Origin of the sequence: Schaalia odontolytica (assembly GCF_031191545.1) — a bacterium.
GTDB lineage: Bacteria > Actinomycetota > Actinomycetes > Actinomycetales > Actinomycetaceae > Pauljensenia > Pauljensenia odontolytica.
The window spans coordinates 2,015,998-2,041,926 of record NZ_CP133472.1 but is presented as its reverse complement, the minus strand read 5'-3'; the positions used below and the strand labels follow the sequence as shown (position 1 = coordinate 2,041,926).

Genomic DNA, 25,929 nt, shown 5'->3' with positions numbered 1-25,929 from the left:
GCGCACCCCCCTTGTGGACGACACGCGTCGGAGCTTCGTCGCCCACAAGCTTAAATGGAACACATGTTCGACGCTCGATCGACACGCCGACGCCGCAACGTGCAGATATCGATCACACGAACTGAGGCGAGAAGGGCTCAGCGTCCCCGCTCGCGCGGATCGACGCGATGGATCCAGCGCACATCCTCACGCCCGGTCTCCTCGCACAGGGCTGCCCAGACCTCGTCCGGATTCACACCGGCGAACAGGGCATCACGCGCGGTCGCCCCCAGCGAGGCAAGGTACAGATCGCAAACATACGAGCGGCCGAGGGCCGACCCGAAAGTCGCCTCGACCGCCTCGTAAAACTCAGAGTGCTTCACGCGTCAAGAAATCAGCGTGACGGGCATGATGTCATCGGGCACCGCGTCCGGGATAACCGCACCATCGATAATCGCCATACGCTCGGAAACCTCGCGAAGGACGAACCAGAGCGGGACTCGCAGGGCGGAGGTGATGGCCTCGAGCAGCTCCGAGGAGGCTTCCTTCTGGCCGCGCTCAACCTCGGACAGATAGCCGAGGGAGACCTGGGCCTCCGAGGAGACTTCGCGCAGGGTTCGACCCTGGCGCTGACGAATGCCGCGCAGGACATCGCCGAGTTCGCTGCGCAGCAGCGGGGTTTCGCTCAGTGTCTTTTCCATAGTGTTACTGTAGCCGTTCTGTTTTGAGGGGCGCAGTGTTAGCTCGCGGATCGAAACACCGTGACGCTGCGCCTTTACTCCACGGGTTGCATTCATACCTACTCAACGCGAGCCATATCTAGCTTATTCCAAGGACTAGTCAATTCGCGTATGGGTTGCGTCACCCAGGCTCAACTCTGGACGTGCTGCCCAGCCACGCCACGCTTCGAAGACTCCTCCGCGGCATCCTCGCTCGCGGACTCCCGCACAGCCTCCGCCCCCGCCTCGTCCGCGGACGAGGCGCGCATGAGCCGCGCACCATCAATGACATACATGACGCCGGAGTAGAGCGTGAGCGCGAGAGCGATCCCAGCAAAAATCTGCCCGAGGCGAATGAGCATGACAACCCATCCCTCATTGGCTTCGTTCATCGCCACGAAGTGCGCCCACGGAATCAGCAGCGTACCCAGAGCCACCATCTGCATGAAGGTCTTGAGCTTGCCCGCCTGGTTCGCCGACACGACGACGCCTCGGCGCAGGAAGAAAGCACGCATCGCGGTGATGCCCAGCTCCCGCATGGCGATGAGAATCGTGAGCCACCAGGGCAGGAATCCCTGGTAGGACAGCAGACCGAAACCGCACAGGGTCAGCGCCTTGTCGGCGATGGGGTCCGCGATGCGCCCAAAATCAGTGATCTGCCCCCACGAGCGGGCGAGTTTCCCATCGAAACGATCCGTAATCGCTGCGATGGCAAAGACGACGAATGATGCCCATAGCGCAGGCCAGGACTGCTGGAGGCCCAGGATGATGAAGACGGGGACGAGAAGCAGGCGCAAGACGGTCAGCGCGTTGGGCAAGTTCACCACGGGAACCTTGCTGTCTCGCTGCACGCGCGACACGTTCTCGCTCATGACCGTTTCCTTCCTGCTCAGCGGCCCGTGAGCTGCCAAGCGTCCTCGTTGTCCTCAGGCTCTTCGTCGACCCAGTCGGGAGAAGAACCACCAAAGTTATGACCAGAGTACGGGTCAACCCCACCGGCGCGCGAATCGCCGGCGGGTGCCGTTCCCATTTCGTAACCGGATGCGACAGCAACATTGGCCTGCGACGAGGCCGGGGCCTCCCCTGCAACACCCGCGGCGGTGCCGACGGCCGGGTTGGGTGCCCCCTCGACGGGAGTGGCAGCGGGCGCGGGGGTGGGCTCAGCCTCGGGTTCGGCGATGCTCGCGGACTCGCCGCGCAGCATGGCGAGAACCTCGGGGAGCTGCTCGGGGGTGACGAGCACCTGGCGTGCCTTGGACCCTTCGGAGGGGCCGACGATCTCACGAGACTCGAGCAGGTCCATGAGGCGGCCCGCGCGGGCGAACCCGACACGCAGCTTGCGCTGAAGCATCGAGGTGGAGCCGAGCTGCGTGGAGACGACGAGTTCGGCGGCCTGGAGAAGGTCTTCGAGATCGTCTCCGATGTCCTCGGCGACCTTGGTTTCCTTCTTCTCCGGCACGACATCGTCGCGGTAGTGCGTCTCCATCTGGCTCTTAACGTGCGAGACGATCTGGTGGATCTCAGATTCCGAGACCCAGGCCCCCTGGACGCGCATGGGCTTGGAAGCGCCTGCGGGCAGGTAGAGGGCGTCTCCCTGGCCGATGAGTTTCTCGGCACCCGGCTGGTCGAGGATCGTGCGCGAGTCGGTGAGCGAGGAGGTCGCAAAGGCAAGACGCGAGGGAATATTGGCCTTGATGAGGCCGGTGACGACGTCAACGGAGGGACGCTGCGTAGCCAGGACCAGGTGGATGCCGGCGGCGCGCGCGAGCTGCGTGATGCGCTGGATGGAGGCTTCCACGTCGCGCGGTGCGACCATCATGAGGTCGGCGAGCTCGTCGACGACCACGAGCAGGTACGGGTAGGGATGCAGCGTGCGCTCAAGGCCGGGCTTGGCCTGGACCTGGCCGGCGGCCACCGCCTTGTTGAAGTCGTCGATGTGCTTGAAGCCGTAGTCGGACAGGTCATCGTAGCGGGCGTCCATCTCCTTGACGACCCATTCGAGGGCCTCTGCAGCCTTCTTGGCGTCGGTGATGATGGGCGAGATGAGGTGCGGGATGCCCTCGTAGATAGTGAGCTCCACGCGCTTGGGGTCGACGAGGATCATGCGCACCTGCTGGGGCGTCGCACGCATCATGATCGACGTGATCATCGAGTTGACGAAGGAGGACTTACCGGAGCCGGTCTGGCCTGCCACGAGCATGTGCGGCGTCTTGGCGAGGTTGGTGACGACGTAGCCGCCTTCGACGTCCTTGCCGACGCCGACGACCAGCGGGTGCTGGTTGCGGCGTGCGGCCGCGGAGCGCAGGACGTCGCCGAGGGCAACGTTTTCGCGGTCGGCGTTGGGGATCTCGATGCCGATGGCACTCTTACCGGGGATGGGCGCAAGGATACGTACGTCGGCGGATGCGACCGCATAGGCAATGTTCTTCGACAGGTTAGTGAGCTTGTCGACCTTCACGCCGGCACCGAGGACGACCTCATAGCGGGTGACTGTCGGGCCGCGAGAGAAACCGGTGACGCGCGCGTCGACGTTGAAGTCCGCGAAGACCTGCCCCAGCGCTGCGACGACCTGGTCGTTGACCGAGGAGCGGGTCATGTGGGGCGGGCCGGAGACCAGGAGGTCCTCGGACGGCAGCGTGTAGCTGATCGAGTCGTCGAGGTTGGGCTGGAAAGCCCCCTCGGGCTCGTCGGTGATCGGCGGGGGTGCCGGCTCATTCTCGGGCTCCGGCTCGGGCTCGGGAACGTGTGCGGGCACGGGAGCGGGGGCCACGGCCGGACGCATCCGGGTGAGCATCTCGGTGGGTGCGTCCGGCGTCGACTGACGAGGCCGAGGTGCGGGATCAGCCGTGGGAGCGGCAATGGGACCCGATTCGAGGAGGCGCGTCTGCCCCACCGACTCAGTGTCGGTCGCCTTGCGGAAGGACTCGTCCCCGTCGTATTCGTCGAGGAAAGCATCATCGCCGGCCGCAAGGTCCTTGCGCGCCTTGCTGCGTGCCTCCTTGGCGGGGTCCGCGGCCTGCTCGATGGATTCGTCCTCCCCCTTGGGGCGCTCACCGCTCAAGTGGGCGGCGAGGTCGCGTAGGCGTGCCGGCACATCGGCGACGGCCGTACGGGTGGCAAGGAGGATCGAGTATGCCAGGAGCAGGATCATGAGGGCACCCGCGCCCCAGCCGGACAAAAGAAGGGCCAGGGGGCGCGCGACGAACCAGCCGATGAGGCCACCAGCTGCCTCAATGCCCGGATCAGTCCCCAGCGTGGGATTGCCGCGCGAGATGTGCACGAGGCCCGTCAGCGCGGCGGTGATGCCGATTCCACCAGCGACATGGTGTGGCAGAGCCGAGCGCCCGGAGCGCGCGGAAACGAGTTCAACCGCAAGGGCGATCAAGACGAGGGGCACAACGACCGAGAAGATGCCGAACAGACCTGCAGAGGCGTGGTGGATCGCATCCCCTGCCTCACCGGAAATCTGGAACCATTCGCGCAGCGCGATGACGATGGCTACGGCGACAACGACGAAGGCGGCGGCATCACGCTTGACCTGTGAATCAGTCGCCTTCCACATGCGGAGGGCACCAAGGGCCGCGCGACCGACCGCCGAGAAGACACGCGCCAGGAAACCGGGCTGCGTCGGTTCGGTCTGGGGCGTTCGAGCGGGCCGAGAGGCCCCTCCCTTCGCGCGAGGGCGCGCGGGAGCCTTACCTGACGAGGAGCGTGGAGACGATTGTGCCATGATCGTTCCACCCTATCGCCCACAGCGGCACTGCTCCGGAGGCGCGCCGCATGAGATCAGCGCAGGATATTCGTAACAACTCCGGTTTCAAGCACGTTCTCGACCTGATCGCGCGTCGGAACGGGAAGGGCGGACTCGTGGGAGACCGCCAGGGCCGCGCCCGCGTTCGCCATCAGGCACGCGGTCTCCAGGTCGTAGCCCATGACGAGGCCCGCGCACATCTCGGCAATGTGCGTATCCCCCACGCCCGCGGTGTCCGCGATGGGCGCCTGGAACGCCGGAATCGAAATGACGGGAGCGTCAGCGAACTTCTGCAATTCGCATCCTCGCTCCCCCGAGCGGCGCACCGTGGCAGCGTCGGGACGCATGTAGGTGCGGATCGTCGAGCCGCGCTGATGTGCATCCAGGGCACTAGACAAGGCAGCCGCCTCCCAGCTGTTCATCGTCACGACGTCTGCGCGAGAGAAGATCGTTGCCCACGCTTCGACGGGCACCTGGGCGACAGCCGGGGACACGGAGACGACGAGGGTCACGTAGGGAGGCAGGGCGGCGGCCCACTCGCTCAACTCAGAGGCGGCGTGCGCGCTCGTCATGTCCGATGCGGCCACGTGCACGACATCCCCCTCGCGCAGCTCGATGCGCTCGAGGGCCTCGCGCGACGGCTCGGACTCGACTCCAGCCGTCACGACTGAGCGCATCGAGCCGTCCTCGACGATCAGCTGGATGACAACGCCGATGTCGCCGACCAGTTCGGGGGTCAGGACGTCGACGCCGGCCTCGACCAGCTGCTGACGCACCGCGAAGGAGTTCGGTCCCGTTCCCAGTGGCGACGCGGCCGCAGCGGGAACCCCCATGGCAGCTGCGGCGCACAGGGTCGTGAAACCGCCGCCGGGACGCGAGCTAGCCGCGTCCGCGTGAACGGAGCCTCCACGATCCGGCATGTACGCGATATGCATCGGCAACACGAGAGCGACAGAATGCGTCGAAATGAAACGACCCGACACGTATCTTCCTTCCTTCAAGCGCGCGCTACCGCCCAGCACGCCGGGGCCCCGTCGATGAAGACTGCCCGCTTACTGCTCGGTTACGACCGGAACGATCATAGGACGACGACGCAGGCGTCGCGCGACCCAGCGGCCGATCACGCGGCGCATGGCCTGCTGCAGGACGTAGGGGTCCTGGCCGCCGGGCGCAGCCGCGTCCTTCAGGGCCTGCGCAACGTCAGGAAGGATCTCCTCGAACACCGAATCGTCCTCAGCCATGCCGAAAGCACGAATCTCTGGGCCAGCCAAGACCATGCCCGAATCGCGCTCGACGACCGCGAAGATCGAAATGAAGCCTTCGGAGCCCAGGGTGCGGCGTGTCTCCAGCTCGTCCTCGGAGATCTCTCCAATCGAGCGACCATCCACGTACACGTACTCGCACGGCACGATGCCAGACACTCGCGCGACGCCGTCCTTCAGGTCGACCGTCACGCCGTCCTCGGCCAGAACCACGTTCTGCGGGTCGATACCCGTCTTGACTGCCAGCTGGCCGTTGCCGACCAGGTGGCGCACCTCGCCGTGAATGGGCATCACGTTCTTGGGCTGGACGATGTTGTAGCAGTAGATGAGCTCGCCGGCGCTCGCGTGGCCGGACACGTGCACCTTCGCGTTCTCCTTTGACACGACGCGCGCACCCAGGCGGGTCAGGTCATTGATGACGCGGTAGACAGAATTCTCGTTACCGGGAATCAGCGAGGAGGCCAGCACAACCATGTCGCCGGGTTCAATCGTCACGGTGCGGTGCGATCCCACCGACATGCGCGACAGGGCTGCCATCGGCTCGCCCTGCGAACCGGTCGCCATGTAGACGCGCTGGGAGGGCGGCAGCTCACCGATTCCCTTGAGGTCCACGATGAGGCCGTCGGGAATCGACAGATAGCCCTTCTCCTCTGCGATGCGCATGTTGCGTTCCATGGAGCGGCCCACGAAGGTGACGCGACGCCCGTGGTGGGCGGCGGCGTTGATGACCTGCTGGACGCGGTGCACGTGCGAGGCGAAGGATGCGACGACAATCTGACCAGCGGCTTCGCCGAAGACCTGGTCAAGAACCGGACCGATCTCGCGCTCAGGGGTGATGAACCCGGGAACCAGGGCGTTCGTGGAGTCCACCATGAACAGGTCGACGCCCTCCTCACCCATGCGGGCGAAAGCACGCAGATCGGTGAGGCGGCGATCCAGGGGCAGCTGGTCCATCTTGAAGTCGCCCGTGATCAGGACGTTGCCTGCATCCGAGCGCACGAAGACCGCGAGCGCGTCGGGGATCGAGTGAGTGACGGAGACGAACTCGAGGTCGAAGGGGCCGACGGTGAGCCGGTCACCCTCGGCGACGACGTTGAGACCGGGTTCGGGCAGGCGGTGTTCGCGCAGCTTGGGGGCAACGAAGGCCAGGGTCAGGTCGGAGCCGTAGATCGGAATATCGTTGCGCAGCTTGAGCAGGTAGGGAACGGCACCGATGTGGTCCTCGTGGCCGTGTGTCAGGACGAGGCCGACGACATCGTCCATGCGATCCTCGATCCAGGAGAAATCCGGCAGAATGAGGTCGACGCCGGGTTGGGTTTCCTCGGGGAACAGAACGCCGCAGTCCACCACCAGGAGCTTTCCCCGGTATTCGAGGACGTTCATATTACGGCCGACCTCGCCGAGACCTCCCAGCGGGATCACTCGCAGTGCGCCCTCTTCCAGGGGCGCGGGTTCGCTGAGGTTCTCGTACAAAGACTTCATGATGCCAGTGTGCCACGTCGGCGCAGCTTTACCCGAATCGGGAGCCATGTCGGACGGGTCGGCCCCCTCACACTTGGCGCGGTCGGGGGCCACCTGCCGTCACTGCTGGCTCAGGTGGCCGTCTTCCATCGTGTAGCAGCGCTGCGCGTAGCGGCTGGCCTCTGCCTCGTGCGAAACGACGAGAACTGCTGTCCCCGCGTCAGCGGCGTTACGCAGGAGGGTGAGGACCCCGGCCGCATTCGGGCTATCGAGGCCGGCTGTCGGCTCGTCCGCGAGGATAATCGACGGGTTCATGAGGAGGGCTCGGGCGATCGCCATGCGGCGTAGTTCTCCGCCCGAGAGCTCGGTGGGCTTGGCATCGGCGAGGTCACCAAGCCCCACGTTGTCCAGGAGCTCGCGGGCACGTTCGGCGGGTGCCTCGGCCCTGTTGTAGAGGACCGAGGGCAGCAGGACATTGTCCAGGACCGTCAGGGCGCGCAGGGCCGTGTGCCCCTGGGGGACGAGGCCGATGCGTTCGTTGCGCAGGCGCGAGAGTTCCTCGTCGCGCAGCGAGTACAGGTCGGTGTCGTCGATTCGAACGCTTCCCGCCGTGGGGGTGAGCATGCCGGCAAGCATGTTGAGCAGGGTGCTCTTGCCGCTCCCAGAGTGGCCGGAGACGAGGGTCAGCTCGCCCTCGTCCAAGCCGAGGTCTAGCGGGTGGACGGCGGTAAAGACTCGTGCGCCTCCACGCGCCCTGGCGAAGTCTTTTGTCAATGCCGTTGCCTCGATGATCATGTCATTCCCCTTCCTTCAGGGCCAGGCTTGCGTCCATCCTCGTCACGTACCGTAGCGCTATCCACGAGGACACGAGGGCGACGAAACCCACCGACGCGAGAGCTCCCAGCGCAAGGAGCGCCATCGTAGGAACGGACGGGACCAGGAATCCCCCTCCCAGACCTTCGCGCACGAGGCCTGAGAAGGACACGAGGAGGACGCCCGACACGACGATGCCGCCGGCACCTCCGAGGAGGTTAACCGCGAGAGCCTCGCGGATGATGATTCCGGAGATCATGCGCCGGTGGGCCCCCGCCGCGATAAGGGTGGCGAACTCTCTCCTGCGCTCCTGGATCATCAGGACGAACACGAGGGTGATCATGAGCAGTCCGACGGCCCACGCGAGGGCGATGAGGACGGTGACGGTGCGCGAGGTTGCATCCAGCGACTGCGCGATGCCGCTGACCAGATTCGTCGAGGTCGCCACCGAGACACCCGGCACCTGCTGGCTGATCTGCGCGGCCACTGCCTCGGCGTCGTGTCCGGCCTTGACCTTGACCATGACCGTGGAGATGATGTTGTCTGTCTCCAGAGTCGAGTACTTGTTCAGTCCCTTGCGTAGCGATGAGTCGATGACCATTTTCGCGGTGTCAAAGTTCATGTAGACCGCGTTGTCGAGGTTCGAGCCGGTGGGGTCGAATTGGCCGACGACCGTGAGCGTGTTGTCGAAGAGCTGGAAGTTATTCGGGTCGTTGGCAAGCACGTTGGCGCCAACGATCACCTCGTTGTCACCCAGCTGCGTCCGTCCCACTGCGTCGCTCATCCACGGCTGGATGGTGAAGTCGGTGGAGGGGTCGTAGGCGATCACCTGGTAGCGGCCCGAGCAGCAGCTTGCCCTCGCCGAGGCCAGGAAGAGCTGGGAGGAGGCCGCTTCGACTCCGTCGATGGCGGCGACTTTCTCGCGCGTGGCCGCTTCCATATAGAAGTAGGACGGTTCGGCGCTCACAAGGAAGGTCTGCGCGTCGAAGTCCGTGTCGGCCTGGGCAGGGGTGACCATGATGTCGGCCCCGAGTCGCGACTGGACGGTGCGCAGGCCGTGTTCGATTCCTTGGATGACCAGGGTTCCACCGAAGATCGTCATCGTCATGAGCATGGAGAACACAATCAGGGTTCCCGTCCGCACGGGGTACCCGCGCAGGTTCATCCACGGAAGTGCCGAGAGCGACAGCATTGCGTCATTCCTCCTTGACCATTGTTCCTAGACCAGAAGCGTCTTCTGCCCCGTCGCCGCGCGGTTGACCCGAGCGAGCGCGAGCCGCGTCCCGCCGATTCCCACGCCAATCACGACCACTATCGAAACCGCTGCTAGCGGCAGCGACGCGGCTGGGGCGCGCAGGGCATCGACGACGCTCCCCTCCCCCGCCAGGGACAGTGCGAGGGCTGTGATCCCCACGCCCACGATCGCTCCCGCGCCGTGGAGAAGCGCTGATTCTCCCACCATGATGCGACTCATGACTCCGCGCGAGGCGCCGATGGAGCGCCACACGGCAAGTTCGCTCCGGCGTTCGTTCATGAGGGTGAGCTGGACGACGCCGAGCGCTCCGAGGAGCACCAGCCAGATGCCACCGAGCACCCCGATCGCGACGAGGCGATGCGATCGAATGCCCGCCCCCGCGTCCACGAGGGCCTCGTTGCTGCGAACGGCGGTCACCTTGCGCACGTAGAGGTTGATCCAGTTGGTGACGCTCTCGATCGCGTCACTGTCCGAAGCTCGCACGAGCGCAGCGGAGTAGTCGCGGCTCGGATCGACCGCGGCGAGGGTGGCCTCCCCCGATGCGGAGGCATCCGCCACGATGTCGGAGAGTGTGTCCATGCTGACGAAGACGGCGTTGTCCAGCTCCGAGCCGGTCTGCATCAGACGTGCGCCGATCGGTCGGGGCATCCCGAACACGCTCAGCGTTTGCTCGCTGTCAGATGCCACGGCGCTACCCACCAGGACAGAGCCGCGCGGCAGTGGCGCGCCTTCCCCCTCGCGCGTCCAGGGACCCAGTACGAAGTCGGTCTCCGGCTCGAAGCCGACGACCCACCGGGAACTGCCATCCATCAGCGTTTCGGAGACATAGAGCTGGTAGGACACCGCGACGATGTCCTCGTTGGCGGACATGCGTGCCAGGGCCGCGCGTGGCTGATGGCAGCCCACCGGGGTTCCCAGCATGAGCAGACGCTTCTTCTCCACAAGGTTCAGGCAGTTCGTCGGATAGACAACGAGGTCGGCACCGAGCCTGCGCTGAGCCAGCGACAGCTCGCTCCTCATCGTATCGACAAGAGCGAACCCACCGAAGACGCACGCCGCCTGCGAAAGTGCGAGGATCGCTATAACGATGGATCGGATGGGGTGTGCGCCGATGTTCATGAGGGGAACTCGGCGCAGCGACAGCGCCTTGTTCATCGCTTCTCCTCACCGGCTCCCGCAACGTTGATCCACAGGGCCGGACGCACCCCGTACTGCAGGTCGACGTTCGCTCCGCTGAGCGACGGCGTGCCCGAAGCATCGACGAATTGCGTCGCGAATCCGTAGGTTCCGGGAGAACGAAGCCACCAGTCGGCCGTCCCGTCCTCGCTGACGCTCAGCGGACCGGCGGCCGCGTGCTGGCTGGCGAGCGCGGCACCGATATCACTGCGCGCGGCGGGGGTGTTGAGGTAGATGAGGCTCTCGGTCTCACTCAGCGCAAAGACTCTGTCATCGGTCGCGGCCCCGCCAGTTGCGCCGGTGATGGACTGATCCGCGTTGTCGTTGTGCACCGTCGCGATGAGGCCACGCTGATCGAGGGCGAATGCCGCCTCGTAGAAGTCTGCGTTCATCCACGCTCGCAGGTCGGAGTGTTCCCACGTGACCTCTTCGAAGGGCACGTGGTGATACTGACGGGCCTCGATGACATCGGCACTCAGGAGCAAAAGTTGTCCATCGATCTTGTCCAGAACGATCCACCGAATCGGCTCCGGACCGTTCTCCACGTTCCCGTCCTGCTCGTAGGCCCCGAAAGACACCGTGTCTCCCTTGGAGGCGGATCGGTACGGTAGCGCCGGGTCTGCGGCCACGAGGGCCTGCGCGCGCTGCGCGGCATCGCCGTAGCCACCCAGAGAACGGAAGATCTCGTAGGCCCCCTGGGCGTCCCCGGCCTCGTGACGAGCGATGGCCTCACCGTAACGCATCGCATTGCGAACGACGACGCCGAGGATGAGGACGAGGGATAGCACGAGGACAACCGCGCCGACGCGCACGGTTTTCCGACGAAGTAGGACCCTCACGCCGCCATTGTCTCCCATCTGAGCCAATACGTCAGGCGGAAGGCTTCGAACCCTTCTTCCAGGAGGCGACCAACGCACCGACGCCGCTGCCGGCAACCAGGACACTCATGATGCGCACGAAGGGCTGGAAGACCGTATGGCAGCGCATCGTCTTCATCATGCACAGAGGGCAAATGCCGCCGGGGATGAAGAACACGACGACGCTGGCAATGACCGCAAGCGCGAGGAGGACCAGGCGGGCGGGCTTGTTCTTGACGAGGGCCGACGCGCCGTACATTGCGATGAGGCCGACGGCACTGCCGGCCACCATGTTCTGGCAGTGGTGGCAGTGCATCCACGAGCCGTCGGGCCTTTGCTCACACGCGGAGAAGACGGTCACCCCTCCCGCGAGCAGCAGGGCGCTGAGAGCGGCGGGAACGAGAGGAATGATAACGTCCTTCTTTGCCACGGTCTTCAATCCTTCAAGCAATATGTGAGCGTTGATGAACTTTACTTAGGTATATTAAGCCTAATTACAAAGACTCGTCAACGGTGTCGAAGCGCTGTTCCACCCCCTCAGAACGCTGGCGTCCTGCCCGCGCGAAGCGCTCACGCGACACGCCACCAGCGGGTCTTCGGCGCGCATACACTTCACCCCCGACGAGACGCGCCGGGGGCCAAGGATCAGGAACGCTCAGAGCAGATCGGCTGCCAGAAGCGCGCGGCGCAGCGCCGATACCTCGTCATCGCTGATGCCAACCATCGGCAGGCGAACGGCCGGACTGTCGATGACGCCTTGGAGCCACAGAGCATACTTGGCCATGACCGCACCCTGACCGCCACCCATGATGGCGTGCACAAGGGGACGCAGGGAGTAGGACAACTCGCGTGCCTCCCACACCTGGTCGGTGTCAAGCAGCTCGATCATCCGACGATAATGAGCCGAGGCAACGTGCGCAACCACCGAGATAAAGCCCGAGGCACCGCCCGTCATCCACGCGAAGTTCAGGCCGTCATCACCCGAGTAGTACTCCAGGCCCGTGCGGTGCATGCGCTCCACTCCGGTCTCCACGTCGCCCGTCGCGTCCTTGACGCCCAGGATGCGCGGATGCTGAGCCAGGATGTCGAGCGTTGCATCAGAAAACGCGATGCCGGTACGACCGGGGATGTCGTAGAGCATGACGGGCAGGTCGGTCGCGTCCGTCACGGCACGCACGTGCGCGCGCAGGCCCTCCTGGGAGGGACGGTTGTAGTACGGGGAGACGATCATGATGCCATCCGCACCATGCTCCTGAGCCCCCTCGCCGATGCGCACCGCGTGCGCAGTGTCATTCGAGCAGGCACCGCACAGAATGAACGCCCGATCGCCCACGGCCTCACGCACCGCATCCGTCAGGTCATTCTTCTCCGGCTGATGAGTCGTCGGCGACTCGCCCGTCGTACCGGACAGCAGGATCGTGTCGCAGCCTTCATCAACCAGCTTGATCGCGAGGCGCTGCGCGGACTGCAGATCAATCTCACCGCCGGCGGTCATCGGCGTGACCATGGCGGCTGCGAGGGAACCGAAGCGGCGGGGAGGAATGTTATTCATGCGTCCCATGATACGCACGGCCCCTGACAACGGGCGCAGTCGTCCCCGACGTGGACGCGATGCCACGCCCGCACGCGCGTGGCGTCGCTCGCGCCGTGGGCCCTTAGTCGCGCTGCGCCCACCACATGTGCTGCGAGGGTCCATCGCCCAGGACGCGCGCCGCGCCCGACGGGGCAAAACCCGCAGACGTGTAAAATCGCTGACGCTCCTCGTCGTCGACTCCGACCCACACGCGCAACTGGCCGCTCGTCAGGTCCGCCACCGCCGACAGCAGGCGCGAAGCGTGCCCCGATCGCCGGAAGTTACGATCCACCGCAAGCTCATAAACCTGCGTCGCGGCCACCGCGGCGTCACCCGACTCAGCGGAGGCGTCCGACGCAATCCCCCCCTCGTCGGGACCGGCAAGCGCGAAGCCGACAATCGTATTCCCGTGCAGGGCAACGAGGAGGGCGGTGCCACCCGGTCTCGGAGAACCCAGCGTCGCCTCCCACTGTGCCGCGAGGACCTCCTCCGTGATGCCCTGAGCATCGAGGGCGTCGCGACCCATCAGGGAACACCAGGCCTCGCACTGCAGGCGAGCGATGGCGCGCGCGTCGCCGCTCTGAGCGGGGCGCACGGAGCGATCAGGCACCACCGAAGAACTCACAGGCCCATCACCTGATCAAGGCCAATCGTCAGCCCCGTGCGGCCGATCACGCGACGCACGCCCAACAGAACGCCGGGCATAAAGGAGACGCGGTCGAAGGAATCGGTACGGATGACGAGCTGCTCGCCCGCGTTACCCAGGAGGATCTCCTCCGAGGCTGTCAGGCCACGCAGGCGCACGGCGTGGACCGGAATCCCATCCACCCGGCCGCCGCGGCTGCCCAGCTCGTCTATCTCGGTCGCGTCGGGCATCTCGCCGAGGCCGGCCTCGGCGCGAGCCTTGGCAATGCCGCGCGCGGTCGCCACGGCGGTACCCGAGGGGGCATCCACCTTGGCGGGGTGGTGCATCTCGATGACCTCGGCGGACTCAAAGTACGGAGCGGCCATCGCCGCAAACTTCATGGCGAGCACCGCACCCATCGCGAAGTTCGGGGCGATCAGGACGGCGCGCCCAGCGGACTCGGCATGCTCGCGCACGCGCGCGTAGGACTCATCCGTCCAGCCGGTCGTCCCCACGACGACATCCACGCCCGCATCGAGAAGCGCGTGCACGTTGGACTCGGTGACGCCGGGGATCGAGAAGTCGACAGCCACCTGCGCGCCGTTCACACTCTCGGCCGTGATCGTGTCCCCCGCATCGAAGAGTGCAACGACCTCCATGTCCGGGGCATCCGTCACCGCAGCCACGACGGTCGATCCCATACGGCCCTTGGCTCCTGTCACTGCCACGCGAATCATTGCTCTCTCCTTCTTACGGTTAACTGGCTGTCTTCAGGGTATTCCCACGTCGTCGGCGACGAGCGCGGATGGACAGGGTGTTTCTCACTCCCCCGCTTCTCACTGCGCTGGCAGGACGAGGGCGCGGCAATCCAGCTTGGCGATGAGGGATGCCGCCAGGGAGCGCACGTCGGCAACCTCCACCGCATCGAACTCGGCGAGAGACTCGTCGATGGGACGGTACCGTCCGATAATCTCCGAGCGTCCCAGTCGCATCATGCGCGACCAGTTGTCTTCCAGGCCCAGGACGACGCCGCCGCGCACCTGTCCGCGGACGCGCATCATTTCCTCCTCGGTGGGCCCATTGCCAGCCAAGTCCTCCAGCTGGGCTCGCATGATGGCCTCGACCTCGTCGACCTTGTCGGGGCTGCAGCCCGCGTACATGCCAAAGGTTCCGGTATCGGAATAGGCGACGTCGAAGGCGTAGGTCGTGTAAGCCAGTCCGCGCTTTTCACGCACCTCCTGGAAGAGACGCGAGGACATGGATCCACCCAGGACGGACAGCAGAACGCTCATCGTGGGGCCCGCCGGATCCGTGGCCGACAGGCCCTCACAGCCGATGATGACGTGCGCCTGGGTCACGTCGCGCCTGCGTGTGATGTCCTTGTCGTGATCGTCAATCGGGGTCACCGTCGTGGATCGACGAGGCCGGGGCTCGGACGCGCTGCGTCCGTCCCAGGGCGAGCCCTCCAGAGCTGCCTGGACGCGCTCGCACACGTGGTCGTGGTCGACGTTGCCTGCGGCAGCGACGATGAGGGACGAGGGGCCATAGTGCGCCTGATAGTGCTCCCACACGTCGGCCCGTTCCACGTCGCGGATCGCCTGAGCTGTTCCCCCCACAGGACGTCCGACTGGACGATCACCGTGGACGGCCAGCTGGAAGGCGTCATGAACCGTATCGGTGGGCGAGTCCTCCCCCATCGCCAGCTCGTCGAGGATCACGCCGCGCTCCATCGCGAAATCTCCCTCGTCCAGACGAGAGTCGGTGACCATGTCGGCCAGCGTCTCGATCGCCATATCGAGGTCCGCGTCGCGCACGCGCGCCCAGTAGGCGGTGTGCTCGCGTGCGGTCTCCGCATTCGACTCCCCGCCCACGCTGTCAAAGGCAACGGCGATGTCGAGGGCGGAGCGCTTGCTTGTCCCCTTGAAGAGGAGATGCTCGAGGAAGTGGGTGGATCCGGCCGTACGGGGGCCCTCGTCGCGCGAGCCGACGGGAACCCACAGGGATACGCCCACGCTCTTCGTCGCGGGAATAGCCTGGGTCAGGACGCGCGTCCCGGCTCCCAGGATCGTGCGATCAATACGGGTGTCACCGTCCTCGATAGACAGACGGGCCTCATCGAGCGGCAGCGGCTTGGGCGTCATTTTTCTCCTCTTGCGTCCCCGGGGCGGGGTTGGCACGAAACGTTCACAGTGTAGCCGTAAAAGGGCCGGTGGCCGGGCGGAGCACATGCCCCGTCCCGGCCACCGGTCTGATTCAGCTAGCGGGAGCTGCTCACTCCTCGGAAGCGCCCTCCTCGCGCTCGTCGTCACGGCGGCGACGGGTGCGGGTACGGGGGCGACGCTCGCGGCGCTCGGAGCGATCGCGGCGCTCACGACGCTGCTCGGTCTGCTCGCCCTCGGGGGGCTCGAGCTCGCCGGCCTCGCCGTCGATGACGGCGTGCAGGCTCAGCTTGCCGCGGTCACCGATCTCAGCGATCTCGACCTCGACCTGCTGGCCGACCTGCAGGACGTCGTCCACGGAGTCGATGCGCTTGCCGCCCACGAGGCGACGGACCTGCGAGATGTGCAGCAGACCGTCCTTACCGGGGGTCAGCGACACGAAGGCACCGAAGGACGTGGTCTTGACGACCGTGCCGACGAAGCGCTCGCCGACCTCGGGCATCTGCGGGTTCGCGATCTGGTTGACCATCGTGCGGGCGGCCTCGGCGGAGGCACCGTCGGAGGAAGCGATATAGACGGTGCCGTCATCCTCGATGGTGACGTCAGCGCCGGTCTCGTCCTGAATCTGGTTGATCATCTTGCCCTTGGGGCCGATGACCTCGCCGATCTTGTCGACGGGGACCTTGACGGTGATGATGCGAGGAGCGTTCGGGCTCATCTCATCCGGGCCGTCAATCGCCTGGTTGATCAGGTCGAGAATCGCCAGGCGAGCGTCACGGGCCTGGGCCAGCGCGGCGCGCAGGACCTGGGAGTCGATGCCGTCGAGCTTAGTGTCCAGCTGCAGGGCCGTGATGAAGTCGCGGGTGCCGGCGACCTTGAAGTCCATGTCGCCGAAGCCATCCTCGGCGCCCAGGATGTCGGTCAGGGTGACGGCCTTGGACACGCCGTCGACCTCGCCGGTCATGAGGCCCATCGCGATGCCCGCGACGGGGGCGCGCAGCGGCACGCCTGCCTGGAGGAGGGACAGGGTCGAGGCGCAGACGGAGCCCATCGACGAGGAGCCGTTGGAGCCCATGGTCTCGGAGACCTGACGGATCGCGTAGGGGAACTCCTCGCGCGAGGGCAGGACGGGAACCAGGGCGCGCTCAGCCAGGTCGCCGTGACCGATCTCGCGGCGCTTCGGGGAGCCGACGCGGCCGACCTCGCCCGTGGAGAACGGGGCGAAGTTGTACTGGTGCATGTAACGCTTGGCGTTGATGGGCGACAGGTTGTCGATCTGCTGCTCCATGCGCAGCATGGCCAGGGTGGTCACGCCCAGGATCTGCGTCTCGCCACGCTGGAAGAGGGCGGAGCCGTGCACGCGGGGCAGGACCTCGACCTCGGCAGAGAGCGAACGGATCTGGCGCGGGGTACGGCCGTCCATACGGATCTCTTCGCGCAGGGTGCGGTTACGGATCGTGGCCTTCTCGAGCGAACGGAACGCAGCCTTGAGGGCCTTCTCCGACTCGGGGAAGCGCTCGGCCAGAGCCTCGAGCATCTCTTCCTTGACGGCGTCAACGGCCTCGTCACGGGCGAGCTTGCCCTCGGTCAGCAGGGCCTGGGCAACCTTCTCCGCCGCGAATTCCTCAACCGCGGCGTACTCTTCGTCGGTGTAGTCCAGGAACAGCGGGAACTCGACGGTCTCCTTAGAGGCCTTCTCGGCCACCTTGAGCTGAGCCTCGCACAGGGCCTTAATGAAGGGCTTGGCGGCCTCGAGGCCGTCGGCCACGACATCTTCGGTGGGAGCGGTGGCGCCGGCCTGAATGAGCTCCCACTCGTTCCTGCCGCCGCCGGCCTCGACCATCATGATCGCGACATCTTCGGAGCCGTCTTCCTTGGTGACGATGCGGCCAGCGACAACGATGTTGAACACGGAACGCTCAAGCTCGCTCCAGCGCGGGAAGGCGACCCACTGGCCGTCGATCAGCGCCAGACGGGTACCACCGATCGGGCCGGTGAAGGGCAGGCCGGCGATCTGGGTGGACATGGACGCGGCGTTGATCGCCAGAACGTCGTAGGCGTCATCCGGATCGATCGTGAGGACGGTCTCAACGACCTGGACCTCGTTGCGCAGGCCCTTGACGAAGCCGGGGCGCAGCGGGCGGTCGATGAGGCGGGCGGCCAGGATGGCCTCGGTGCCCGCGCGGCCTTCGCGGCGGAAGAAGGAACCGGGGATGCGACCCGCAGCGTACTGACGCTCTTCAACGTCGACGGTCAGCGGGAAGAAGTCGAACTGGTCCTTGGGGTTCTTGCCCACCGTGGTGGCGGACAGAACGGTGGTGGAATCATCCAGGTAGGCCAGGGCGGAGCCGGCAGCCTGCTTGGCGAGACGGCCGGTTTCGAAGCGCACGATACGCTTGCCGAAACGGCCGTTATCGATAATCGCCTCTGCGGCGACGATGTCGGAGCCTTCCATCATGGGGCGTTTCTCCTTGGTTTGTTGGTGTCGCGCTCCACTTCGGCCTTCGATCGAAGCCCACGGATAAACCTCCGTAGGCCACTGTCGAAAACCGGCGGTTTTCGCGCGAAATATGACGGTTTGCCCGAGGCGGGCGTGTGAAAACCGGCCCGTCTCCGCTACGGGAGGCGGGCCGGCCCAAAATCAGCGGCGCAGGCCGAGACGCTCGATCAGCGAACGGTAACGCTCAATGTCGATGTCAGCCAGGTAACCCAGCAGACGGCGACGACGGCCGACCAGCAGGAGCAGGCCACGACGAGAGTGGTGGTCGTGCGTGTGGGTCTTGAAGTGCTCGGTCAGATCCTTGATGCGGCGGGTCAGCAGCGCGATCTGCACCTCGGGGGAACCGGTGTCGCCCTCGTGGGTCGCGTACTCGGCGATGATCTGGTCCTTGACGTCCTTGCTCAGCGGCACAGGCTTCTCCTTTGTGTTCGTTGCGCGGGGCATCCGGGCTCCTCCCGGGTGCTGACAGTCCGCGGCCGGTGTACGGCCTTTCTACAGTAGCACGCCACCGGCATAAACCCACGATGAGCGACCAACCTAACGATTCCGCACTCTCACGAGGCCTTCTCCCCTCCCCCGCCCTCCGTGTCTAGGCCTCGGGCGGGGTGGGTAGGCCACCACGGGCGCTGGGCACAGCGACTGGGAGGGTGCCCTATCGGGCGGTGACGGAGTCCGGATCGACGCGCCCGGCGACACCGATACCGAGGACGGAAGCCGTCTGACGCAGGTCGTCGTCCATCTGAGTGAGCAGTCCGTCAAGGGAATCGAAGGAGAGCATGGGGCGGATGCGTGACACGAAGGTCACCGCGATGCGCTCCCCGTACAGGTTGAGGTCCGAGCGGCCCAGGACGTGGGCTTCGACGGTGCGTTCCTCGCCGTTGAACTGGGGGTTTGTGCCCACCGAGATGGCGGCGGGGAGGAACTCGGCGGACTGGGTGCCCGGCACGGCGCGCACTACCCATCCGGCATAGACGCCGTCGGCAGGGATGACGCCTTCGACGTCCTCGGACAGGTTCGCCGTCGGGAAGCCGAGGGCGCGTCCTCTCTTGAAGCCGTGGCATACGGTGCCGCGGATTCGGTGGAGGTGACCGAGGACGCGGGCGGCACCGGACACGTCACCAGCCGCCAGGAGTTCGCGTACCCAGGATGAGGACCAGCGACGTCCCTCAGGGGCCTCGATGTCGGTCACCGTGATGACGTTGAAGCCGTGGCGGCGCCCGAGCTCTCGCAGCGTGTCGATCGTCCCCGCGTTGCCCCGTCCGAAACGGAAGTCTTCACCGACGACGACCTCGCGCGCACCGCAGCGTTCCACCAGGTATTCGTACACGAACTCGTCGGCCTCGAGGCTGTAGACGCTCGCGTCGTAGTGGGCGACGAGCGTCCCGTCCAGTCCGGCAGCGCCCATCGCGTCGAGTCGGTCGCGCAGCGGGGAGATGAGCTGGAGACCTACCTCAGGCTTGTGGACCTGGATCGGGTGCGGGTCGAAGGTGATGGCCACGGCATCGACGCCGAGCTTGTGAGCGCGCTCGATGCAGGTGGAGATGACCTTCTTGTGTCCGTTGTGCATGCCATCGAAGTTGCCGATGGTGACGACACTGGCCTCGTTGCCGGGAATGTCAGACAGGGAATACCAGACGTTCATATGTCTCTTTCTAGAAAACCAGGACGGTACGCAGGCGCGCCGCGTCGATGCGAAGCAGGCCCAGGACGGTGCCGTCGGGTGCGACGGCGGCGATCGGCGAGGCCTCCTCCTCGGGGGCGTTCTGCGGGCAGTAGCCTACCTCGCTCACCCATTGGGCCAGCTCGCCACGCGAGCGCCTGGGGGCCTGGCCGTGCGCGAAGGCCCCGGCCTCGGACTCGGACAGGTGGAGGGAGGGGAACATGGTGCGCGCCGCATCACCGAGTGGGACGAGGGGTAGGATCGGCTCCGCGTCCGACTCTCCTTCGGCGGTTGCCGCCTCGACGGCTGCGCTCAGTTCGCCGAGCGTCATTGCCGCCTCCAGCGGGACGTCCCCCACGCGCGTACGGCGCAACGCCGTCAGGTGCGCGCCCACGCCGAGCGCCTCGCCAGCGTCGCGCGCCAGGGCGCGCACGTAAGTGCCCGAGGAGCACTCGACGACGACGTCAACGTCCACGACCCGGACTCTTCCTGGCGGGACCGCGCGATCGGGAGCGGTTTCAGGGTCGGGCTCGTCGAGGATGCACCACGCGGGGCGCGGGGGTGCAAGGACCTCCAGGCGCGAGATGCGCACCGGGCGCGCGGCCAGCTCGACGTCCTCGCCTGCACGGGCGAGGGCATAGGCGCGCTTGCCATTGACCTTGATCGCCGAGACGGTCGAGGGAACCTGCATGATGTCGCCGCGCAGCGAAGCGAGCGCGGACTCGAGGTCCGCCGCACTCAGCGACTCACAACCGGGGGCAGCGGTGACGATGCCCTCAGCATCGTCCGTGTTGGTCGCGACGCCCAAGCGGATCGTCGCCCGATACTCCTTGGAATGACCGCTCACCCAGGTGAGCAGCTTCGTCGCCTTCCCGATGCCGATGACGAGGACTCCCGTGGCCATCGGGTCCAGGGTGCCGCCGTGCCCCACCTTGCGGGTGTGGGCCAAGCGTCGCACGCGCGAGACCACGTCGTGGCTGGTCAAGCCCTGCGGCTTATCAATGACGAGCAGGCCGGGACGAGGATTATCGGGGCGACGAGCCATGAGGGTCAGGCCCAATCCTTTTCGGCCTCGTCCTCTTCGTCGTCGTGACGGTAGGGGTCGGCGTCGCCGGCGTAGGTGGCTCCCTGCGAGGCCGCGGCGATGGCTTCGTCCTTCGCCTTCGCCTTGGCTAGGGCGTCCTCCAGCGCGGCGGCGCTCTCAGGCAGGGCGTCGGGGATGAACTCCAGGGTCGGCGTCAGGCGCAGACCCAGTGCCTTGCCCACGCGCGAGCGGAAGAGCCCCTGCGCGGATGCGAACGCGCGGCCGGCCTTCTCGCGCTGCTCGTCGTCGCCGAGCACCGTGTAGAAGATGGACGCATGCTGCAGGTCACCCGTCACTCGCACGTCCGTGATGGTGATGAGTTCCAGCCGGGGATCCTTCACGTGGCGTCCGATCATCGACGCGACGGTCTGCAGGATTCGCTCCTGCACCTTTCGAACGCGAGCTTCGTCAGCCATCGCGCCCTCCTTTCGGGCGGTGTCGCCCTCGTCAAAACACTTGGTGAGAGAAGATCGGGGTCCGAGCATGCCCGGACCCCGATACTTTACGCCATGCGATCAGTCACGAGCCTTCTCGCGCATCTCCCAGGTCTCAATGATGTCGCCTTCGGCGATGTCCTTGTGACCCAGGGTGATACCGCACTCGTAGCCCTCGCGGACCTCGGTGACGTCGTCCTTCTCGCGACGCAGGGACGCGATCTCGAGGTTCTCAGCGACAACCACACCGTCGCGCACCAGGCGAGCCTTGGTGCCGCGCTTGATCGTACCGGAGCGGACGATCGAACCGGCGATGTTGCCGAACTTGCCGGAGCGGAAGACCTGACGGATCTCCGCGGTGCCCAGCTGGACCTCCTCGTAGATCGGCTTGAGCATGCCCTTGAGGGCAGCCTCGATGTCGTCGATCGCGGAGTAGATGACGTTGTAGTACTTGATCTCGACGCCTTCGGCATCCGCCATCTCGGCCACGCGCTCGGCGGGACGGACGTTGAAGCCGATGATGACCGCGTTGTCGACGGTCGCCAGGTTGACGTCGTTCTGCGTGATCGCACCGACACCGCGGTGAATGATACGCAGCGCGACCTCGTCGCCCACATCGATACGCAGCAGCGAGTCTTCCAGGGCCTCGACGGCACCGGACACGTCGCCCTTGATGACCAGGTTGAGGGTGTCGACCTCGCCCTCGGCCAGGACCTTGTCGAAGTCCTCCAGGGAGACGCGCTTGCGGCGCTTAGCCAGGAGGGCCTGACGCTCGGCGGCCTCACGCTTGTCGGCGATCTGGCGGGCCGTGCGGTCATCCGAAGCGACGAGGAACGAGTCGCCGGCACGCGGGACGGACGTGAGACCCAGGACCGCGACGGGGGTCGACGGACCGGCCTCGGAGACGTCGTTACCGGCGTCGTCGAACATGGCGCGCACGCGGCCGTAGGACGAGCCGACCACGAGGGAGTCGCCCACGTGGAGCGTGCCGCGCTGGACGAGCATGGTCGCGACTGCGCCGCGGCCCTTGTCCAGGTTCGCTTCGATGGCGACACCGCGCGCATCGGTCTGCGGGTTGGCCTCGAGGGTCAGGGCCGCGTCGGCGGTCAGCAGGACGGCCTCGAGCAGCTCGCGGATGCCCTGGCGCTGCTTGGCGGAGATGTTCACGAACATGACGTCGCCGCCGTACTCTTCCGCGACCAGGCCGTACTCGGTGAGCTGGGAGCGAATCTTCTCCGGGTTCGCCGTGTCCTTATCGACCTTGTTGACCGCGACGACGATCGGCACGCCGGCCGCCTGGGCGTGGTTGATGGCCTCAACCGTCTGGGGCATGACGCCGTCATCGGCCGCGACCACGAGGATCGCGATGTCGGTGACCTGGGCACCACGGGCACGCATCGCCGTGAAGGCCTCGTGACCGGGGGTGTCGATGAAGGTGATCGGTCGAGCGGTGCCGTCCTCAGCCTTAACGGTGACCTGGTAGGCGCCGATGTGCTGGGTGATGCCGCCATGCTCGGTATCGACAACGTCCGTGTGGCGGATCGCGTCGAGCAGCTTGGTCTTACCGTGGTCGACGTGACCCATGACGGTGACGACCGGGGGTCGGGGCACCATGTTGTCTGCGTCGTCGAGCTCTTCAGCTTCGAGGTCGATGTCGAAGGACTCGAGCAGCTCGCGGTCCTCGTCCTCAGGCGAGACGACCTTGACGTCGTAGCCGAGCTCCGCGCCCAGGGCCTCGAAGGTGTCCTGGTCGAGGGACTGCGTGGCGGTCGCCATCTCTCCCAGGGCGAAGAGGACCGTCACGAGCGCTGCGGGATTGACGTCGATCTTCTCGGCGAGGTCAGCCAGGGATGCGCCCTGACGGATGCGGATCTGCGCGCCGCCTCCGCGCGGGATGGACACGCCGCCGATGACGGGCGCGTTCTGCTGCTCGTACTCTTGACGCTTCGCGCGCTTCGACTTGCGTCCGCGCTGCGAGCGGCCGCCTCCGCGACCGAATGCGCCGGGCGTGGAGCCGCGACCACCGCGGCCACCGCCGCGGGGACCGCCGAAACCGCCGGCGTTGTTCTGGGGTGCGCCTGCACCCGCACCTGCGCCGCCGGGACGAGCAGTGCCGCGACCGCGGCCACCACCGCGACCTCCGCGCTCGCCGCCGCCGTTACCGGAGGCAGCGTTACGAGCGAAGTTCGCCTGGCCGGGCATCATGCCCGGGTTGGGGCGGTTCCCACCCGGACGCGGAGCGCCGGAACGCGAGCCACCGTTACCGGAGGCACCCTGACGCGGCGCACCGGGACGGGGGCCACCGTTACCGGAGGCACCCTGACGCGGACCGCCGGGACGCGGACCGCCGGAGCCACCCGGACGGGGCATTCCCTGGGAGGAGGCGTAGGGGTTGTTACCCGGGCGCGGGCCGCCGGGACGCGGACCGCCGGGACGAGCCGGGCGCGGGGCGTCGGTGCGACGCGGCGCGGGCTTGGGCGCCCCAGCTTCCGCGGGCTTGCGGCCGGCGGGCTTGGGGGCACCTTCGGGCTTCTTGGCACGAGGCTTGGGCGCACTCTTGGCGGACGCGGCGGGCTTGGGCGCGCCGGGCTTGGGGGTATCCGCCTTAGGGGCGCCGGGCTTGGGGGCCGCTTCAGCGGTCGCTTCGGCGGGGGTCGTAGCCTTCTTCGCGGCGGGCTTGGCCGCGCCGGGCTTGGGGGCGTGCGCGGTAGGCTTGGCCTCCGCGTTCTTGGTCTTGGGGGCCGCCGCGAACCTCTCGCGCATCTGCCGCACAACGGGCGGCTCGAGCGAGGACGACGACGACTTGACGAATTCACCTGCTTCCTTCAGGTGACCCATCAGTTCTTTGCTGGTGATTCCGAGCTCTTTGGCGAGCTCGTGGACACGCAACTTTGCCACATTTCTCCATTCCGGAAGCGTCTCCGGTCCGGAGACGCCTTACTGATATTGCTGGCAGCTCATCGCTGGGTACTCATCGGGTGCCCATCAGCTTCCAACCCGCTTCCATTTTCTCGGCGTTGATGGCGCGTGGCCATCACTGGTGGTTGATCAACTCCTCCACGTCGTCCCACACGCTTTCCGGCAGGTTTCCCGCTCGGAATGAGCGCGCGAGGCCACGCCTGGCTCGGGCTTTCTGGACGCACCCCTCGTCAGGGTGGACCCAGGCTCCTCGGCCTGGAAGAGTCGCCGCTCGGTCGAGGTGAATCGAGCCGTCCGGCGAGCGAACGATCCGTACGAGGACGGATCGGTGTGCCTGCGTGCCGCATCCAATGCAGGTGCGCTGGGGCCCTGAGGTGGGCGCTGGCGGCACAGAATACGACACAACCCCCTAGCTTAGTCCAGCTAGGGGATTGCTCGTCTCAGATTCTATGAGCGACTTGTCACGTCGTCGGGCGTCGAGACGCGCGAGGCAATCGCGTCGTCACCGGTTTCCGTGTCGGCGTGAATGTCGATGTGGTAGTTCGTCAGTCGCGCGGCGAGGCGTGCGTTCTGTCCTTCCTTGCCGATAGCGAGGGAGAGCTGGAAGTCCGGAACGATCGCGGTGGCCGTACGGTTATCCACAGAGTGGACGACGACGCGGGTGACGCGAGCCGGGGACAGCGAGTTGGCGACGAAGCGCGCCGGATCGTCGGAGTAGTCGACGATGTCGATCTTCTCACCGCCCAGCTCGGCCATGACGGAACGCACGCGCGCGCCCATCGGGCCGATGCAGGCACCCTTGGCGTTGATACCCTCGCGGGTGGCGGCGACGGCGATCTTCGTGCGGTGTCCAGCCTCGCGGGCAATGGCCTTGATCTTGACGAGGCCCTGCTGGATTTCCGGGACCTCACGCTGGAACAGGCCGGCGACAAGGCCCGGGTGCGTGCGCGACAGGGTGATGCGCGGACCACGCTCGGTGCGCTCGACACCCACGACGTAGGCACGGATGCGATCGCCGTGGCGGTAGGACTCACCGGGAACCTTTTCGCCGTCGGGCAGGACGGCCTCGAAGTCGTCGGAGACCTGGACCATCGTTGGACGCCCTGGGCGCGGAGCCTGGACGGTGCCGGTGATGATCTGCCCTTCGCGGCCGGCGAAGTCGCCGAAAACTCGCTGGTCGTCGGCGTCGCGCAGCCGCTGCATAATGACGGAACGAGCGGTGGACTGGGCGATGCGACCGAAGTTCTTCGGCGTATCGTCGAATTCGCCTATGGGGTTGCCATCTTCGTCCTCGTCCATCGCCATGACGGTGACGCGTCCGGTCTTCTTGTCGATTTCGATGCGGGCCTGGGAGATGGCACCGGGCAGGTTGTGGTATGCCTTGAGCAGCGCCTCTTCGATAGCGTCAACGAGGGTCTCAAGGCTGACGCCCTTCTCGTTTTCCACCATCCGCAGAGCGGTCATATCGATTTCCATGGTCTCCTACTTCCCCGTTCCAAAGTCGACGCGCAAATGCGCCTTTCTCATGTCCTGATACCCCATGGTAATCGATTCGACGACGTTGGTGGTCGTTGAGCCGGTCTCGCCCATCCTGCCCGTGGGGGGGGTGATGGCAGCTCCGAGGACAGCCGCCTCAGCCGGACCTTGGGTCGGAGGAGGCGGCTGTCGCGCTGCTCGTGCAAGCAAGCGCTTGCGGGGAGCG

General features: G+C 66.2%; 23 protein-coding genes. All 23 read right to left on the bottom strand.

The annotated features are described in order from the left end of the window. Positions 1-137 precede the first annotated feature (137 nt). The gene (locus tag RDV55_RS08710) at positions 138-362 is read right to left on the bottom strand and encodes a DUF3046 domain-containing protein (protein ID WP_111823950.1); all 225 of its coding nucleotides are present in this window, start codon (positions 360-362) and stop codon (positions 138-140) included. A gap of 3 nt (positions 363-365) precedes the next feature. Then, on the bottom strand, positions 366-680 hold the full coding sequence (locus RDV55_RS08705) for a helix-turn-helix domain-containing protein (protein WP_034496157.1): 315 nt from the start codon (positions 678-680) through the stop codon (positions 366-368). Positions 681-850: 170 nt separating this feature from the next. Next, positions 851-1,570 (bottom strand): CDP-diacylglycerol--glycerol-3-phosphate 3-phosphatidyltransferase, encoded by a 720-nt coding sequence (gene pgsA / locus RDV55_RS08700; protein WP_111823949.1) that lies wholly within the window; start codon positions 1,568-1,570, stop codon positions 851-853. A gap of 17 nt (positions 1,571-1,587) precedes the next feature. After that, positions 1,588-4,428 carry an FtsK/SpoIIIE family DNA translocase gene (locus RDV55_RS08695; protein WP_309187901.1) on the bottom strand — a complete coding sequence of 947 codons (2,841 nt, stop codon included), beginning with the start codon at positions 4,426-4,428 and terminating at the stop codon, positions 1,588-1,590. A gap of 56 nt (positions 4,429-4,484) precedes the next feature. Next, positions 4,485-5,384 (bottom strand): PfkB family carbohydrate kinase, encoded by a 900-nt coding sequence (locus RDV55_RS08690; protein WP_111824024.1) that lies wholly within the window; start codon positions 5,382-5,384, stop codon positions 4,485-4,487. 117 nt (positions 5,385-5,501) lie between these two features. Next, positions 5,502-7,193 (bottom strand): ribonuclease J, encoded by a 1,692-nt coding sequence (locus RDV55_RS08685; RefSeq protein WP_111824023.1) that lies wholly within the window; start codon positions 7,191-7,193, stop codon positions 5,502-5,504. A gap of 99 nt (positions 7,194-7,292) precedes the next feature. After that, positions 7,293-7,967 carry an ABC transporter ATP-binding protein gene (locus tag RDV55_RS08680; RefSeq protein WP_111823948.1) on the bottom strand — a complete coding sequence of 225 codons (675 nt, stop codon included), beginning with the start codon at positions 7,965-7,967 and terminating at the stop codon, positions 7,293-7,295. A gap of 1 nt (position 7,968) precedes the next feature. Beyond that, positions 7,969-9,177: an ABC transporter permease gene (locus tag RDV55_RS08675; RefSeq protein ID WP_111823947.1), complete on the bottom strand. Its 1,209-nt coding sequence runs from the start codon at positions 9,175-9,177 to the stop codon at positions 7,969-7,971. A 27-nt stretch (positions 9,178-9,204) separates the two neighbouring features. Beyond that, on the bottom strand, positions 9,205-10,395 hold the full coding sequence (locus RDV55_RS08670) for an ABC transporter permease (protein ID WP_111823946.1): 1,191 nt from the start codon (positions 10,393-10,395) through the stop codon (positions 9,205-9,207). Then, entirely contained in the window at positions 10,392-11,273 is an 882-nt protein-coding gene (locus RDV55_RS08665; protein ID WP_111823945.1) for a DUF6273 domain-containing protein, read from the bottom strand. The genes RDV55_RS08670 and RDV55_RS08665 overlap by 4 nt, the downstream gene beginning before the upstream one ends. Positions 11,274-11,286: 13 nt before the next feature. Further along, positions 11,287-11,703 (bottom strand): DUF4418 family protein, encoded by a 417-nt coding sequence (locus tag RDV55_RS08660; protein ID WP_174703821.1) that lies wholly within the window; start codon positions 11,701-11,703, stop codon positions 11,287-11,289. Between the two features lie 225 nt (positions 11,704-11,928). Further along, positions 11,929-12,825: a 4-hydroxy-tetrahydrodipicolinate synthase gene (gene dapA / locus RDV55_RS08655; protein ID WP_174703820.1), complete on the bottom strand. Its 897-nt coding sequence runs from the start codon at positions 12,823-12,825 to the stop codon at positions 11,929-11,931. 103 nt (positions 12,826-12,928) lie between these two features. Further along, complete coding sequence (locus RDV55_RS08650) at positions 12,929-13,471, bottom strand: GNAT family N-acetyltransferase (protein WP_111823943.1); 543 nt, start codon at positions 13,469-13,471, stop codon at positions 12,929-12,931. Beyond that, positions 13,468-14,208, bottom strand: coding sequence for a 4-hydroxy-tetrahydrodipicolinate reductase (gene dapB, locus RDV55_RS08645; RefSeq protein ID WP_111823942.1), 741 nt, complete (start codon positions 14,206-14,208; stop codon positions 13,468-13,470). The genes RDV55_RS08650 and dapB overlap by 4 nt, the downstream gene beginning before the upstream one ends. A 99-nt stretch (positions 14,209-14,307) precedes the next feature. Beyond that, positions 14,308-15,612, bottom strand: coding sequence for a M16 family metallopeptidase (locus tag RDV55_RS08640; protein ID WP_111823941.1), 1,305 nt, complete (start codon positions 15,610-15,612; stop codon positions 14,308-14,310). 130 nt (positions 15,613-15,742) lie between these two features. Then, complete coding sequence (locus RDV55_RS08635; RefSeq protein WP_111823940.1) at positions 15,743-18,088, bottom strand: polyribonucleotide nucleotidyltransferase; 2,346 nt, start codon at positions 18,086-18,088, stop codon at positions 15,743-15,745. Positions 18,089-18,271: 183 nt separating this feature from the next. Further along, positions 18,272-18,574: a 30S ribosomal protein S15 gene (gene rpsO, locus RDV55_RS08630; protein ID WP_003792740.1), complete on the bottom strand. Its 303-nt coding sequence runs from the start codon at positions 18,572-18,574 to the stop codon at positions 18,272-18,274. A gap of 208 nt (positions 18,575-18,782) precedes the next feature. Next, positions 18,783-19,772, bottom strand: a complete 990-nt coding sequence (locus RDV55_RS08625; RefSeq protein ID WP_111823939.1) for a bifunctional riboflavin kinase/FAD synthetase — start codon at positions 19,770-19,772, stop codon at positions 18,783-18,785. A gap of 10 nt (positions 19,773-19,782) precedes the next feature. Further along, positions 19,783-20,835, bottom strand: a complete 1,053-nt coding sequence (truB, locus tag RDV55_RS08620; RefSeq protein ID WP_165835855.1) for a tRNA pseudouridine(55) synthase TruB — start codon at positions 20,833-20,835, stop codon at positions 19,783-19,785. A gap of 5 nt (positions 20,836-20,840) precedes the next feature. Then, on the bottom strand, positions 20,841-21,290 hold the full coding sequence (rbfA, locus tag RDV55_RS08615; protein ID WP_111823937.1) for a 30S ribosome-binding factor RbfA: 450 nt from the start codon (positions 21,288-21,290) through the stop codon (positions 20,841-20,843). A gap of 99 nt (positions 21,291-21,389) precedes the next feature. Next, positions 21,390-24,206: a translation initiation factor IF-2 gene (infB, locus tag RDV55_RS08610; protein ID WP_111823936.1), complete on the bottom strand. Its 2,817-nt coding sequence runs from the start codon at positions 24,204-24,206 to the stop codon at positions 21,390-21,392. Between the two features lie 136 nt (positions 24,207-24,342). After that, complete coding sequence (locus RDV55_RS08605; RefSeq protein WP_165835858.1) at positions 24,343-24,618, bottom strand: YlxR family protein; 276 nt, start codon at positions 24,616-24,618, stop codon at positions 24,343-24,345. Between the two features lie 56 nt (positions 24,619-24,674). After that, positions 24,675-25,703 (bottom strand): transcription termination factor NusA, encoded by a 1,029-nt coding sequence (gene nusA, locus RDV55_RS08600; protein ID WP_111823935.1) that lies wholly within the window; start codon positions 25,701-25,703, stop codon positions 24,675-24,677. Positions 25,704-25,929 lie beyond the last annotated feature (226 nt).

Excerpts from the sequence above, each read along its gene's own strand:
- RDV55_RS08705 (WP_034496157.1), bottom strand. The coding sequence starts at position 680 with ATGGAAAAGACACTGAGCGAAACCCCGCTGCTGCGCAGCGAACTCGGC.
- pgsA (WP_111823949.1), bottom strand. The coding sequence starts at position 1,570 with ATGAGCGAGAACGTGTCGCGCGTGCAGCGAGACAGCAAGGTTCCCGTG.
- RDV55_RS08695 (WP_309187901.1), bottom strand. The coding sequence starts at position 4,428 with ATGGCACAATCGTCTCCACGCTCCTCGTCAGGTAAGGCTCCCGCGCGC.
- RDV55_RS08690 (WP_111824024.1), bottom strand. The coding sequence starts at position 5,384 with ATGCATATCGCGTACATGCCGGATCGTGGAGGCTCCGTTCACGCGGAC.
- RDV55_RS08685 (WP_111824023.1), bottom strand. The coding sequence starts at position 7,193 with ATGAAGTCTTTGTACGAGAACCTCAGCGAACCCGCGCCCCTGGAAGAG.
- RDV55_RS08680 (WP_111823948.1), bottom strand. The coding sequence starts at position 7,967 with ATGATCATCGAGGCAACGGCATTGACAAAAGACTTCGCCAGGGCGCGT.
- RDV55_RS08675 (WP_111823947.1), bottom strand. The coding sequence starts at position 9,177 with ATGCTGTCGCTCTCGGCACTTCCGTGGATGAACCTGCGCGGGTACCCC.
- RDV55_RS08670 (WP_111823946.1), bottom strand. The coding sequence starts at position 10,395 with ATGAACAAGGCGCTGTCGCTGCGCCGAGTTCCCCTCATGAACATCGGC.
- RDV55_RS08665 (WP_111823945.1), bottom strand. The coding sequence starts at position 11,273 with ATGGGAGACAATGGCGGCGTGAGGGTCCTACTTCGTCGGAAAACCGTG.
- dapA (WP_174703820.1), bottom strand. The coding sequence starts at position 12,825 with ATGAATAACATTCCTCCCCGCCGCTTCGGTTCCCTCGCAGCCGCCATG.
- dapB (WP_111823942.1), bottom strand. The coding sequence starts at position 14,208 with ATGATTCGCGTGGCAGTGACAGGAGCCAAGGGCCGTATGGGATCGACC.
- RDV55_RS08640 (WP_111823941.1), bottom strand. The coding sequence starts at position 15,612 with ATGACGCCCAAGCCGCTGCCGCTCGATGAGGCCCGTCTGTCTATCGAG.
- RDV55_RS08635 (WP_111823940.1), bottom strand. The coding sequence starts at position 18,088 with ATGATGGAAGGCTCCGACATCGTCGCCGCAGAGGCGATTATCGATAAC.
- rpsO (WP_003792740.1), bottom strand. The coding sequence starts at position 18,574 with ATGCCCCGCGCAACGAACACAAAGGAGAAGCCTGTGCCGCTGAGCAAG.
- RDV55_RS08625 (WP_111823939.1), bottom strand. The coding sequence starts at position 19,772 with ATGAACGTCTGGTATTCCCTGTCTGACATTCCCGGCAACGAGGCCAGT.
- truB (WP_165835855.1), bottom strand. The coding sequence starts at position 20,835 with ATGGCTCGTCGCCCCGATAATCCTCGTCCCGGCCTGCTCGTCATTGAT.
- rbfA (WP_111823937.1), bottom strand. The coding sequence starts at position 21,290 with ATGGCTGACGAAGCTCGCGTTCGAAAGGTGCAGGAGCGAATCCTGCAG.
- nusA (WP_111823935.1), bottom strand. The coding sequence starts at position 25,703 with ATGGAAATCGATATGACCGCTCTGCGGATGGTGGAAAACGAGAAGGGC.